At 63.9% G+C, this 12796-nt stretch carries 11 protein-coding genes; 9 read left to right on the forward strand and 2 right to left on the reverse strand.

The window, feature by feature from the left end:
- A complete protein-coding gene (locus OPIT5_29005; protein AHF93635.1) occupies positions 1–1122 on the reverse strand; it encodes a LacI family transcriptional regulator in 1122 nt (373 codons plus the stop codon).
- Positions 1123–1241: 119 nt separating this feature from the next.
- Between OPIT5_29005 and OPIT5_29010 the strand changes: the two genes are divergently transcribed.
- The 3 genes from OPIT5_29010 to OPIT5_29020 are packed head-to-tail and all read left to right on the forward strand — an operon-like array spanning position 1242 to position 4367.
- Positions 1242–2660: a hypothetical protein gene (locus tag OPIT5_29010; GenBank protein AHF93636.1), complete on the forward strand. Its 1419-nt coding sequence runs from the start codon at positions 1242–1244 to the stop codon at positions 2658–2660.
- Positions 2657–3409, forward strand: a complete 753-nt coding sequence (locus OPIT5_29015) for an N-terminal cleavage protein (GenBank protein ID AHF93637.1) — start codon at positions 2657–2659, stop codon at positions 3407–3409. The genes OPIT5_29010 and OPIT5_29015 overlap by 4 nt, the downstream gene beginning before the upstream one ends.
- A gap of 22 nt (positions 3410–3431) precedes the next feature.
- Positions 3432–4367, forward strand: coding sequence for a hypothetical protein (locus OPIT5_29020; GenBank protein ID AHF93638.1), 936 nt, complete (start codon positions 3432–3434; stop codon positions 4365–4367).
- 24 nt (positions 4368–4391) lie between these two features.
- Here OPIT5_29020 and OPIT5_29025 read toward each other — a convergent pair whose 3' ends face one another.
- Positions 4392–5315 carry an AraC family transcriptional regulator gene (locus OPIT5_29025; protein ID AHF93639.1) on the reverse strand — a complete coding sequence of 308 codons (924 nt, stop codon included), beginning with the start codon at positions 5313–5315 and terminating at the stop codon, positions 4392–4394.
- 188 nt (positions 5316–5503) lie between these two features.
- Here OPIT5_29025 and OPIT5_29030 point away from each other — a divergent pair, with 188 nt between their 5' ends.
- The 6 genes from OPIT5_29030 to OPIT5_29055 all read left to right on the forward strand — a co-directional run bounded on the left by OPIT5_29030 (position 5504) and on the right by OPIT5_29055 (position 12747).
- On the forward strand, positions 5504–6115 hold the full coding sequence (locus tag OPIT5_29030; GenBank protein AHF93640.1) for a hypothetical protein: 612 nt from the start codon (positions 5504–5506) through the stop codon (positions 6113–6115).
- Positions 6102–6539: a phosphoribosyltransferase gene (locus tag OPIT5_29035; GenBank protein ID AHF93641.1), complete on the forward strand. Its 438-nt coding sequence runs from the start codon at positions 6102–6104 to the stop codon at positions 6537–6539. The genes OPIT5_29030 and OPIT5_29035 overlap by 14 nt, the downstream gene beginning before the upstream one ends.
- Before the next feature lie 28 nt (positions 6540–6567).
- Positions 6568–7530 (forward strand): tat (twin-arginine translocation) pathway signal sequence, encoded by a 963-nt coding sequence (locus tag OPIT5_29040; GenBank protein ID AHF93642.1) that lies wholly within the window; start codon positions 6568–6570, stop codon positions 7528–7530.
- Positions 7531–7662: 132 nt separating this feature from the next.
- Complete coding sequence (locus tag OPIT5_29045) at positions 7663–9381, forward strand: 4Fe-4S ferredoxin (protein ID AHF93643.1); 1719 nt, start codon at positions 7663–7665, stop codon at positions 9379–9381.
- 92 nt (positions 9382–9473) lie between these two features.
- Entirely contained in the window at positions 9474–11501 is a 2028-nt protein-coding gene (locus OPIT5_29050; protein ID AHF93644.1) for a TonB-denpendent receptor, read from the forward strand.
- Between the two features lie 175 nt (positions 11502–11676).
- On the forward strand, positions 11677–12747 hold the full coding sequence (locus tag OPIT5_29055) for an alcohol dehydrogenase (protein ID AHF93645.1): 1071 nt from the start codon (positions 11677–11679) through the stop codon (positions 12745–12747).
- Positions 12748–12796: the final 49 nt, after the last annotated feature.

Genomic DNA, 12796 nt, shown 5'->3' on the forward strand with positions numbered 1-12796 from the left:
TCATCTCCGATCCCGTATCGTTTTCCCGTAGCGCCAGGTGCCGCGGATGAGGGTTTCGTGGGCGATTTCCGGGATGCCGGGCTGGTTCGTCTGCATCATCGCCACCAGTTGCTGCACGGCCTGCGCCCCGATGTGGCGCTTGTTTTGCCAGATGCCCGCCCAGTCCGCGCAGTCGTCGTCGAGCGCAAGATGCGCCACACCGATGTCCTCCGGCACCCGCAGGCCGAGACCTGCCAGCCACTCGAGCAGGTTGCGGCGCTGGCCGATGATCACATCCGGCCGTTCACGCTCGATCCAGTCGCGCAACATCGCCTGCGGTTTGGCCTGGTAGTCGCCCTGATTCGGTTTCCGGCTCTCGCTGGCAACCCATTCGGCAAACGGAACCGCATCCGGCAGTCCGTAAATGCTCCTGTAGAGCAAAGGCTCCACCCTCTCCTCCTCCGGGATATTTTTCTGGAAGTAATGCAGCGCGGCCAGATAGGTGTGCTGCGAACGGCGGTGTTCCAGCGTCTGCATGAAAAGTCCGATACGCCGGTAGCCGGTGCGCCGGAGCACCTTGAGCGCGAGCATCAGATTGTAGTGATACGCCTGCGCCACCCGATGCAGGCGGGGAGCGAGCAGCGCGTTTTCAAACGAAATCCCGCAAAACTTTTTCCAGTCGAAAGCCAGATGTGAAACACCGAGCACCGTGGGCGCCGGCGTGATGATCACCCCGCGAATCCCGCGGCTGGTCAGGATCCTCGACATCCGCTGCTCGGTCATCCCCGGCTCGGCCAGCCAGAAATCGTCGAGCCTGTAGCCAAGCGCCGCACACTGCTCCTGCGCCCCCTCGCGATAGGGCGTCAGCCACTTGAGGTCCCGCCAGCACCAGCGTTCGGGCGCGGCATTGAGCCACGCGACGGGTTCGGGAACGCGAACCTTGGCCGCACGCACGCTCGCCATGACAGACGCGATCCGCACGTCCGGCACATAACCCAGCCTGACCGCCGCCTTGCGAACACGCGCGGCCGTGCCGGCACTCACTCTCGGAGCAGAGCGCAACGCCCGCGAAACCGTCATGCACGAAACCCCTGTCTCCTCCGCAATCTTCTTCAAACTGACCGGTTTGGGCGACCCCTTCATAATATCCATGCAACGCCGGGTGTGTTATGTAACGCAAGCTCTCCCTTTCCAAACCGGCAGGTTTCCGGCTTGGTGGGTGCGCCCTCCTGTTTGAGCCAGTCCGCAAGCACTCCTGCATCATGAAACCCGGTTTTACCCGCCCACACCCTTTTCCCCTCCTTCTCCGGCGGGCAGACTCTCTTCGGGCCGCATTTTTCCTCGTCGCCATCTCGTGTGCCGCGCTTGCGTCCGCCCTTCCGGTGGCATTCGCCACCGCCACGCCTCCGGCCAAGGCGACCGCATCGCAGACCCTTGCAACCGACCCGGCCGTAGCCGGCGCCCTGGAGCGCCTGGAAGGTGCGTTCGCTGGCGTTATCCCCTGGGTGCTCAGCCTGGCCGATGAAGACAGCGGCGGCTTCTTCGAGTCAGCCGGCCTGAAAAACGGACTCGAAGACCGCCCCTGGGCGCCCGATATCCAGTCCAGCTTTTTCGCCGTCCAGATTCTGCATGACTCCGGGCAACTGGCCCGGTTGCCGGCCAGCCGGAAGCAGGCAATCGTGCGATTCTTCCAGTCGCGCCAGGACCCGGCCACCGGATTTTTCTCCGACCCTTCGTATCCGGAGATGAAAGACGATACGCGGACGATGGGCCGCGCGCTCATGTTCTCTGTCTCCGCACTCCGCTATCTCGGAGCCCAACCGCTCCATCCATTACCCGGGGAACGGAGCGCCCGGATCGGGGAAAGACCGGCTCTCCGCACCGCCGGGATCGGTCTCTCCTTCATCTTCCCGAAAACTTCGCAGCCGTCGCTTGCACGCAAGACAGCCTCCAGCCCGATCCCCGCTCACCTCGCCACCGACTCCGCCTTCCGCGAGTGGCTTGATGCCCTCCCTTGGGACAATGCATGGACCTCCCTCGACAAGCTCTCCTCGCAAGCCCGCCTCATTCGCGCCCAGGAACCCGTCCGGAAAAACGCCCTCATCGCCGAAGCCCTCCGCAACGTCCGCGCGCGCCAGGACCCCGCTACCGGCCTCGCCGGCGGCGGACGCATCAACATCCGGCTCTCCGGCGCTTTCAAGCTCGTCGCGTTCTGCCGCTCCGTCGGGCAGCCCGTCCCCCTCGCCGACCGTCTCCTCCAGACCACCCTCGACTGGTATCGCGGCCAACCCGAAACAGACGTCATCTTTTTCATCCGCAATGCCTCCGAAATGCTCTCCGTTCTCGTGAAGGAAACCGGGTACACGCTCTCTCCCTTTGAACTCTGCGCCATCATCGACACCTCGCGGATCGAGTTGACCCGTTTCCAATGCCCTGACGGCGCCTTCTCCCGCCGCGTCGGACGCTACACCATTTCCCCCAATGACCTCTACCACCTCCCCGCGCGCGCCGGGCCACAAGGCGACCTGAATGCCACCTCCAGCGCCTGGGCGCTCCGCAAGGCGCTCTGGCAACTGGCCCACGTTCCACCGCCGCTCCTGGCGGTGCCGGCCACGACGGAGAATCCGCCACCTCCGCCACCTGCATCGACCACCTCTTCCCGAACCCCGCCAACACCATGATCTGTCAACACACCCTTCCCCATCCTTTCCGCAATCTCCCGCCACGCGTCGCCGCCAAACGGGGATTCACTCTCATCGAACTCCTCACGGTCATTGCCATCATCGGCATTCTCGCGGCGATCCTCATTCCCACCGTCTCCCAGGTCCGCTCTTCCGCCCGCGCCGCCACCTGCCGCAGCAATCTCCGTCAACTCGGAGTCGCCGGCCTGCTCTACGCCGAAGACAATCGCGGCAAGCTGTTTCCCTACCGCGACGGCAACAACCAGGACAAAGGCTGGAACTGGCTCCTCATGCCCTGGGCCGGAGCCGCGGACAGTCATGGCACGACCGCGCTGCTTCCGGTCTTTCTCTGCCCCGTGCAGCCGGTTGAAGTGAAACCCCAGATCCATTATCCACGCTACACCTACGCCATCAACAATACCCTGGTCGCACCCGATGCGGATGCTCCCGAGCCGCGCCTTGACGCCATCACCGACCGCCAGCACGTCATCTTTTTCGGCGACAGCGGCCAGGTGCCCAAATGGTCGGGCGGCTCCGCCTACGCGTTCAGATGGAATCTTCGCCCCATCCCCTCCGATCCGGAAGGCATTCTCTCCTCAGCCTCCGACCCCGATGTCGATGACGATTCCCAAAACGGCTATTTCCGCTACCGCCACAACGGCCTGAGCCATGCCGTGTTTCTCGACGGCAGCGTGCGCGCTTTCAAGCCCGGCGAGATGCGCAACCGGAACTACTACTGGCCTTACTGAATTTCCCTCTCTCCTCCGCCGGATGTCCGATGCCGGAGCCGATCTCCCCTGCACCATCAACCACCACACACCGCATTCAATGAAAACAATCGTATCCACAACAAAGATACTGACCGGAATCATCGCCTTCTGCGCCCAGGCGCATGCCGCCCTCATTCTCAATGAATCCTTCTCCGACAATGACCTGACCAACCAGGCCCTTCCCGATTCCGCCGCCTGGTATTGGGTGCATGGCAATAACGACGGAAACAACACCATCGCCGTGCAGGACGGCGCGCTCCACGTAACCTTTACGCGCAATACGGGCAACCCCGCCCTGATAACATACTTTACCCCCGTCAGCCTCCAGAGCGTGGGTGACAGCCTCACCGTCAGTTTCACGCTCAAAACCCCCGCCTCTTTTCCCGGGGGTGGCTGGCCTGATGCACTCCGGTTTGGTTTTTATGACTCGAATGACAGCCGGCTGGACGGAGACCGAGGCACGTGGTCCTCGACCGACGGCGCAGTCTCCTCCTACGAAGGCTACGCCGTGCGGGGACCAGTGGGAAACGTCTCTGGCTCTGTGGCCATCCAGGGCCGATCCACCGGCAATAATGACCTTTTCGCGAGCGGCACGAGCGTCGATTCCATCAGCTACGTCGCCAACACGCTTGAGGCCAATGGCACCTGCAATTTCTCCCTCTCGCTAACCCGGACGGCAACAGGTATCCAGTATTCCTTTACCTATGGTGCCCTCACCCTCACTGGTGTGGACACCAACCCCTCCACTTGGCAATTCGACACTTTTGCCATCGGGTTCCTCTCAAATGCCTATGCCACCGATTCGGGCTTCATCCTGGACGACGTGCGCATCGAAACCTCCAGCATTCCGGAGCCGACCGCCACGGCGTGCTTTCTCGGCCTTCTTGCGTTCGCGCTGATCCCCGTGTTGCGCCGTCTGCGAGCCGGCAAAAAATAACGACCGATTGTTAATACCGCCCCCTCACTCCTCCCGCCGGTACTCGCTCGGCGACGCGCCGGTCTCGCGCTGAAACACCTGCGCGAAATGACTCGGGCTGGTGTAGCCGACTTCGAGGCCGACATCGATCACGCTCCGGCGCGTCTCCCGCAACAACCGCCGCGCCTTCTCCATGCGCAGCCGGATAAAATAGCGCGACGGACTGAACCCCGTTGTCTTGCTAAACAGACGACAGAAGTGGAACTTGCTCATCCCCGCCTCGCGCGCCAGCTCGTCGAGCCGGAACTCCTCGTCCAGATGCGCCTCCATGTACTCCGTGATCCGGCGCAGGCTGGATGCCGGCAGGCGGCCGCCGCGCAGTCCTCCGCGCGCACCGGCGGTCTTCGTGTCCGCGTAGTGCCGCACCAGATGCACGGCCACGCTCTGCGCGATACCCTGCACGAAAAGCATGCTCGGCCGGCCCGCCGGCGCCGTGATCTCGCGGTGCAGTTGCCCGAAAAACGCCGACAGCACCGGATCATGCCGGCCGGAAACCTCGCGCAGGCTCGCCCGCCGTCCCGCCTTGCCCAGCACCTCGCGCGCCGCCTGCCGGAATAACGGCAACCCGAGATACAGGTGCATGACCTCCAGCCGCTCGCTGCCGACCGCTTTCCAGCGCAGTTCGTAAGGCGTCGGCGACGTGGTCAGATAAAAGTCGCCCGCCCGCACATGGTTGGCGGTCCATTCGCCGTCCAGTTCCCGCTCTTCGACCACGGCGTCGCCCGACAATACCCACACGATGAACGGCTCCGCCACCGACGGGATGATCACGCCATCCTCGATTTGTTGCAGCGTGTAGATTTTCACCAGCAGATCGCGCCACGGACGATCGCAACTGCCAAAAATCAGTTTTCCCGGCATCTGGCGGCACAATTCCGCTACGGGCAGGTTGTTCGGTCGGGCAGTCATCGTAAGGTCGAACCGTAAAATACCGGAAACCCCGTCTTATAGAAAGAGTATCCTGATATTAAAAATTACCATTTTTCAGCAAAATCCCGACAGAATGAGCAAGACCGCGAGAGACGCCCTTCCATAATTCTGCTACCAACGCCTCTCGCGATCCTTAACGCCCTCGACCAAATAACAAGATCCTCGCCATGCACGCGTCCCAAGCTGCCCTCCCTGCCTCGTCTGTGCCTGCCTTTCATCCGTCCGCCACGCCCGGTCTTCGTGACCGGGCATTTTATTTGTGGGGCGCCGCCTTCATCGTCGGAAACCTTGCCCTCCCGCAACTCTGCCACCTCCTCGCTCTCGGCGGGAAAATCGCGCTGCCCCTCTACTTTTTCACCCTCGTCGCCGCCTGTCGCTGCGGCTGGCGCGTGGGGGTGCTCACCGCGCTCGCCTCGCCGCTCCTCAACAGCGCCCTCTTCGGCATGCCTCCCTCCGGGGCACTGCCCGTGATTCTGGCCAAATCCCTGTTCATCGCCGTGCTCGCGCCCTTCGCCCTCCGCGCCTGCGGATATCGCCGCCGGCTCCTGCCGCTCGCCCTTCTGCTCATTGTCATCGGTTATCAGACGCTTGGCGGGCTTTTCGAGTGGGCCTGGACCGGCAGCCTCGCCGCCGCCCTTCAGGATGCGCGCCTCGGCTGGCCCGGCATGATTTTCCAGATCGTCGGCGGATGGCTCATCTTGCGCAGCCTCGAAAAACGATTCCCGTCCGCACCGTCTTCGATCAAGACCGCCGCGCACGCCGCCGATGGAATCGAATAACGCAAAATCCTTCGAGCGGATCGTCGCGCGCCTGCGGGCTCTCGAAATCAGGGAGCCGTTCGATATGATCGTTGCCATTGCCAACGGCGGCCTCCTTCCGGCCGCCCTGCTGCACGAACGCACCCGGCTCGAGGTCAACATCCTGCGCATCAACTGGCGCGACCTCGCCAACGTCCCCCGCGGCGAGACCCCGCGTCTCCTGCGCCAGCCCGATTTCGACTTCTCCGGCAAACGCATCCTCCTCGCCGACGACCGTATCAAAACCGGAACGACCATCGCCTTCGCCAAAAACATCCTCTCCACGGCCGCGCTCATCCGCACCTTCGCGATCAACGGAAACGCCGATTACGCCCTTTTCGACGAAGACTGCTTCCCCATGCCCTGGCGCATTCCCTCCCTGCCAACTCCAGACTCCAAACGCTGAACTCTAAACTCCGGACCCGTCTCCCGCCATGCACACTCGCCGTGACTTCCTCAAAAAAGGCTTCGCCGTCGGCGCCGCCTTCTCGCTCGTCGATCTCGGCGGTCTCTTTGCCGCCGCCACCGACACCGCCTCCGCGGACAAGAAAAACACCGCGACCTCCGACGCCTCCGGTTCCACCGCGCCCGCGCTCGTCGCCGTGCGCGATGGCGACCGCGTCTCGATGCTCAATCGCGCCATGACCGAACTCGGCGGCATGGAACGCTTCGTCAAAAAAGGCCAGACCGTCGTCATCAAGCCCAACATCGGCTGGGACGTCGTCCCCGAACGCTCCGCCAACACCCATCCCGATGTCGTCCGCCGCCTCGTCGAGATGTGTCTCGCCGCCGGCGCCAGCCAGGTGTCCGTGTTTGACCACACCTGCGACGCCTGGGAACGCGCCTACAAAAACAGCGGCATCGTTGCCGCCGTCGAGGAGGCCGGCGGCAAGGTGGTTCCCGGCCACGACGAGTCCTGGTACCGCGAAGTGGAAATCCCCGGCGGAGTCGCCCTGAAAACGACCAAAGTCCACTCGCTCATCCTCGACAGCGACGTCTTCATCAACGCCCCCGTGCTCAAGCACCACGGCGGCGCCACCATGACCGCGTGCATGAAAAACCTCATGGGCGCCATCTGGGACCGCCGCTTCTATCACCAGAACAACCTGCACCAGTGCATTGCCGATTTCATCCGCTTCAAGCGGCCTGCCCTCAATGTCCTCGACGCCTACGCCCCCATGATGCGCAACGGTCCGCGCGGCAAGAGCGTCGATGACCTGATCCACACCAGGTCCCTCCTCGCCTCCACCGACATCGTGGCCATCGACGCCGCCGGCGCCCGCATGCTCGGCCACGCGCAGGACGGCATCGAACATGTCAAGATCGCCGGCAACGCCGGCCTCGGCACCTATCAACTCGACACCCTCAAAATCGAACGTGTGCGCCTGGCCGCATGACGCGGCCGGACAGTTCAGGGTTCAGCGTCTGGAGTGGGTACCAGCAGCCTCTGATTTCCGGTGCGGCCCTGCGAACTCCGAATCTCGATTCTCTGACCCTGAACTCCAAACCCTGAACTCTGGACTGAAAGCATGCGTCGCCGCCACACTCTCCGCCTCCTGCGCATCGTTGCCGCCGCGCTCTGCCTGCTGGCAGTGTCCGCTGCATTCCTCGATTTCCGCGACGCCATCCCCGCTTCGTTCAAGCATGCGGCGACCTCCATCCAGTTCCTGCCCTCGGCCATCGCGCTCGCCAGCGGCGCGGTGCTGTCGCTCGCATGCATCGCGGTGCTCGGCATCACCCTGATTGCAGGCCGCGTCTATTGCTCCACGATCTGTCCGCTCGGCGTACTTCAGGATGTCGTGGCGCGCATCGTAAAAAAACTCCGCCGCAAAAAACCGAAGCTCCTGCCCCATCGCCCAGCGTATAACAAGATCCGATACGGCATCCTCGCGCTCGTCATCGTCGCCGTGCTCACCGGCTGGGGTGGCTTTGCCCTCGCGTGGCTCGATCCTTACAGCCACTTCGGACGCTTCACCGGCACACTCTTTCGACCCCTGGTGATCGGCGCCAACAACCTTGCCGCCCCCGTCGCGCAACACTTCGGGTCCAACGCCCTGCCGCATGTCGCGCTGCCCTGGACCGGCATCGGCGTGTTCCTCCCGGTGGCGGTCATTTTCAGCGCGGTCGTCCTCATGTCGGCCTGGCGGGGCCGCCTCTGGTGCAACACGGTCTGTCCGGTCGGCGCACTGCTGGGCATCTTCTCCCGCAAAGCCCTCTTCCGGCTCACCATCGACCGCAGCGCCTGCGTGCGCTGCGGCGATTGCCTGCGCACCTGCAAGGCGCAATGCATCGACCTGCGCAAGCAGGAGATCGACTTCTCGCGCTGCGTCGGCTGCTTCGACTGCGTCTCCGTCTGCGACGAAAACGGCCTCAACTACCGCTGGCTCGGACGTCCGCCAAAGGCGGGAGGTTTGGAGTTTGGGGTTCAGAGTTCAGAGTTTTCGAAAACGGAGCCCAAAAAAAACTCCGACCCCCCTCCCCCTCCCGGCTCCCCATCCCGAACCCTGAGCTCCAAACCCGAAACCCCAAACTCAACGGCGCAGTCGCCCGCACGCCGCGCCTTTCTGGCCACGCTCGCGACGGGCACCGTCGCGCTCGTCTCCGTCCGTGCCGGAAAGGACGACTCCCCTGACAACATCCCTGCTTCCGGCAATGCACATGCCGCCGACACCGGCAGTATCCCGCGACGCCAGACCGTGGCCCCGCCCGGCGCGCAGAGCATCGACCGCTTTGTCGCCCGATGCACGGCCTGTCAGCTCTGCGTCAGCGCCTGCCCCAGCCATGTGCTGGAACCTGCTGTATTTGGCTACGGCAGCCTCGAAGGCATCATGAAACCCCGGCTCAATTTCGACCGGAGTTTTTGCAACATCAACTGCACGACCTGCGGCGGCGTCTGCCCCGACCATGCCCTCCTGCCGCTCGCGCTTGGCGAAAAACAGCGGACGCGGATCGGCGTGGCCGAAGTGACACGCTCGCGGTGTATCGTCATCACGGACGACACCGCCTGCGGCGCCTGCGCCGAGCACTGCCCGACCGCCGCCCTGCAAATGAAACAACGCGGCGCGCGCCACGCCGAGCCGGTCGTGGATGAGCGCTATTGCATCGGCTGCGGCGCATGCCAGTTCGCGTGCCCCGCGCTCCCGAAAAAAGCGGTGATCGTACGCGGACTCGCCACTCACGAGACGGCCGAAGTCCTCGTGCAGGAAAAAGCCGTCGCCCCCGCCGGCTCCGATGACTTCGCGTTCTGAACATGTGGCATGGGCATCCTGCCCATGAAGTGGCCCGGGCTTCCAGCCCCTGTCCCCATCCCTCCCGTCGATTCCAGTCTCATTCCCAACCGATGCTCAAGCAACTCGCGCTATCCGCCGTCGTTCTCGGTCCTGCACTCGCCCTCGCGTTCGCCCCGGCCCGCGGCCAGTCCTCCGCCGCCGGGCCCGCGCCGCAAGTATTGCCGGAGATGATCGTCACCGCGCCTCCCCTTATTCAGGACAACAACGTCAGCCCGTGGGCGGGCGGCTACAGCGTGGTGGGAGCGCGGCAAATCGAAGACCTCGGCGCCACCGACATTGCCTCGGCGCTGCGCACCACGCCCGGCGTCAACATCTCGCGTAACAACAAGGTCGGCTCCTACGGTGGCTCGGGTGGCGGCGCGATCTTCATCCGCGGCATGGGCGCCAGCCGCCCCGGCGGCGAACTCGTCGCGCTCTATGACGGCGCGCCGCGCTACAATGCCGTGTTCAGCCACCCGCTGCTCGACATCCTCTCGATCGACGCGGCGGCATCGATCGAGGTTTACAAGAGCGTGCAGCCGCAGATCTTCGGCAATGCCTTCACCGCCGTGAACATCACGCCCCGGCAAAAACGCACCGAAGGGCTCGCCGCGGACATCAACGTCGCCGTCGGCTCCGACCGCACGCGAGTCGAAAAAATGTCGGCGGGCGGGAAAACCGGCCCCTTTGATTTTTACGCCGGCCAGAGCTACCGCCGCGCCGACGGTGACCGGACCAACTCCGGCGGCGAACTCCAGGATTATTTTCTGCGCCTGGGTTACGCGCTGAACGAAAACTGGTCGCTCTCGTTTTTCGGCGACCGCACCGACAACCACGCGGAAGACCCCGGCGCCGAAAACGCTCCGTATCACATGGGGGATTACCAAACCGACGACTGGCTCTCTGTCCTCACGCTGGCCAACCGCTACCGGCGCGCCGAGGGCTGGATCAAGGCGTACTGGAATTCCGGCCACGCCGCCTGGTATGACCAGGGCATGCGGGACACCGGCGCACCGGTCGCCCCCGGTGATACGGACAACACGATCATGGACTGGGATCTCTACGGAATACGCGCCGGCGAAAAAATCACGGCATGGGAAGGCGGCGAGGTGCTCGCCGGGCTGGACGTGGATGTGATGAGCGGCCGGGGCGAATTCGAGCGTTACAACCCCGCGCTGACGACACGGTTCGGGCGCGAGGACTTCCGGATCGTTTCCCCTCACGCTGCGGTCAGTCACCTGTTCGGCACCCGCGACGGTTATTATGCCCAACCCTCCGCCGGCGTCCGTTTTTACGATCACAACATTTTCGGCTCCGAAGTCGCGCCGCATGCCGGCGTGGTAGCCGGTTACAAGGCCACCGAAGCGCACGCCGGCTACGCGCGCGGCGTCAGTTATCCCGGCCTCAACGTCGCCGCATTTTCGCAAGCGGTGTTGCCGCCGCTCTACAACGATCCGGCAAAACGCAACGCCTGGCGCGGCCTCGACGCGGAGACGCTCGACCATTTCGAGGCGGGCGTGAGTCACCGCTTCAACCCGAGGTTCAAGGCCGACGTCACGGCATTTTACGACCGGGGCGACAACCGCTACGTGCTCACCTTCCCGGCCACGGGCGCCCCCGTGCCGCAGGGTTTTGCCAACATCGGCGACTGGCACAATTACGGCGTGGAGAGCAGCGCCACCTGGACGCCAATGGCAGACCTGAGTTTTTTTATCGGCGCCACCTGGCTGCAACCTTCGGTGAAAGGCATGCCCTATGCGCCCGAGTGGACGGCGAGCGCCGGCTTCAACTGGACGTTTCTCCGGAACTTCCGGCTCAGCGTCGATGTACTTTACCAGGACCGCATGTATGTAAACCCGACCAACGCCTGGGCGCGAAGCGACGCTTCCGGCGCCGATCCGGCGACCAACCCGCAGGTGCCGTCCTCACTGGTCGTGAATGCCCGACTCGGTTATCGTTTCGCGGCTCCGGCACTGCACGTGAAACAAGGCGAGGTGTATCTCGCCGTGGATAACCTGACCGACCGCACCTGGTATTACCGCCCCGGCTACCCCATGCCCGGCATCGGCGCCATGCTGGGTATGCGGCTGGGGTTTTGAGCGCGTATCTTCCGGACAGGCCCCCGGAGTGCCGCCGGACAACGCAATGGAGCTGCGGGAGCGATGCATCCGGTGTCAGCGGCAACAAGCCGGATACCCACTTTGGAGCAAAATCCCGACAGAGAAAGCAAGGCTGCGAGAGCAAATCCCGCGACCGCATGCTATGATCTGTGCCATGTCCAAACCAACCGTCACCGCCGTCCCCAAACGGGCCTATGCCGCCCAAGCCACCACCTCTCCCCTCGCCCCGTTTTCCATCCAGCGCCGCGATCCGCTGCCCGACGACGTCGTCATCGAAATCCTCTACTGCGGCGTCTGCCACTCCGACCTGCACCAAGCCCGCGGCGAATGGGGCAACACGGTCTATCCCTGCGTGCCCGGCCACGAGATCGTCGGGCGCGTCACCCGCGTCGGCCCCAAGGTCACGAAATTCAAGGAAGGCGACCTCGCCGCCGTCGGTTGTATGGTGGATTCATGCCGCACCTGCCCGAGCTGCCAGCGCGGACTTGAGCAATATTGCGAGAACGGTTGCACCTTCACCTACAACGGCGAGGACAAGCACCTCGGCGGCGCGACCTACGGCGGTTATTCCGAAAGCGTCACGGTCGATCAGGCGTTTGTCCTGCGCGTGCCGGCCAATCTCGATCTCGCCGCCACCGCTCCGCTGCTCTGCGCCGGCATCACCACGTATTCGCCGCTGCGCCACTGGAAAGTCGGTCCCGGCCAGAAGGTGGGCATTGTCGGCATCGGCGGGCTCGGTCACATGGGCGTAAAATTCGCCCACGCCCTCGGCGCGCATACCGTGGTGCTGACCACCTCGCCGGGGAAAGTCGCCGACGCCATCCGCCTCGGTGCCGACGAGGTCATCATCTCGACCGACCCCGAGCAGATGAAAAAACACGCGCGCAGCTTCGATTTCATTCTCGATACCGTATCCGCCAATCACGACATCAACGCCCTGTTCAGCCTCCTCAAGCTCGATGCCACGCTGACGCAGGTCGGCGTGCCGGCCTCGCCTCTCGGTGTGGCGGTTTTCAACCTGATCCTCCCCCGCCGCAACTTCGCCGGCTCCGGCATCGGCGGCATCGCGGAGACGCAGGAGATGCTCGATTTTTGCGCCGAGCACAACATCGTGAGCGACATCGAACTGATCCGCATCCAGCAGATCAACGAGGCCTACGAACGCCTCCTGAAGAGCGACGTCCGCTACCGCTTCGTCATCGACATGGCCTCGCTGAAGGAATGAGGTGCGCCCGGAGATGAAGAGACATACTTTTGGCCCGGCATTTTGAACA

The organism is Opitutaceae bacterium TAV5 (genome assembly GCA_000242935.3).
Lineage (GTDB): Bacteria > Verrucomicrobiota > Verrucomicrobiia > Opitutales > Opitutaceae > Geminisphaera.

Bases quoted from the DNA above. Each gene is read 5' to 3' on its own strand.
- OPIT5_29035 (AHF93641.1), top strand. From the start codon at position 6,102: ATGGAATCGAATAACGCAAAATCCTTCGAGCGGATCGTCGCGCGCCTG.
- OPIT5_29050 (AHF93644.1), top strand. From the start codon at position 9,474: ATGCTCAAGCAACTCGCGCTATCCGCCGTCGTTCTCGGTCCTGCACTC.
- OPIT5_29010 (AHF93636.1), top strand. From the start codon at position 1,242: ATGAAACCCGGTTTTACCCGCCCACACCCTTTTCCCCTCCTTCTCCGG.
- OPIT5_29005 (AHF93635.1), bottom strand. From the start codon at position 1,122: ATGAAGGGGTCGCCCAAACCGGTCAGTTTGAAGAAGATTGCGGAGGAG.
- OPIT5_29040 (AHF93642.1), top strand. From the start codon at position 6,568: ATGCACACTCGCCGTGACTTCCTCAAAAAAGGCTTCGCCGTCGGCGCC.
- OPIT5_29020 (AHF93638.1), top strand. From the start codon at position 3,432: ATGTCCGATGCCGGAGCCGATCTCCCCTGCACCATCAACCACCACACA.
- OPIT5_29025 (AHF93639.1), bottom strand. From the start codon at position 5,315: ATGACTGCCCGACCGAACAACCTGCCCGTAGCGGAATTGTGCCGCCAG.
- OPIT5_29030 (AHF93640.1), top strand. From the start codon at position 5,504: ATGCACGCGTCCCAAGCTGCCCTCCCTGCCTCGTCTGTGCCTGCCTTT.
- OPIT5_29045 (AHF93643.1), top strand. From the start codon at position 7,663: ATGCGTCGCCGCCACACTCTCCGCCTCCTGCGCATCGTTGCCGCCGCG.
- OPIT5_29015 (AHF93637.1), top strand. From the start codon at position 2,657: ATGATCTGTCAACACACCCTTCCCCATCCTTTCCGCAATCTCCCGCCA.
- OPIT5_29055 (AHF93645.1), top strand. From the start codon at position 11,677: ATGTCCAAACCAACCGTCACCGCCGTCCCCAAACGGGCCTATGCCGCC.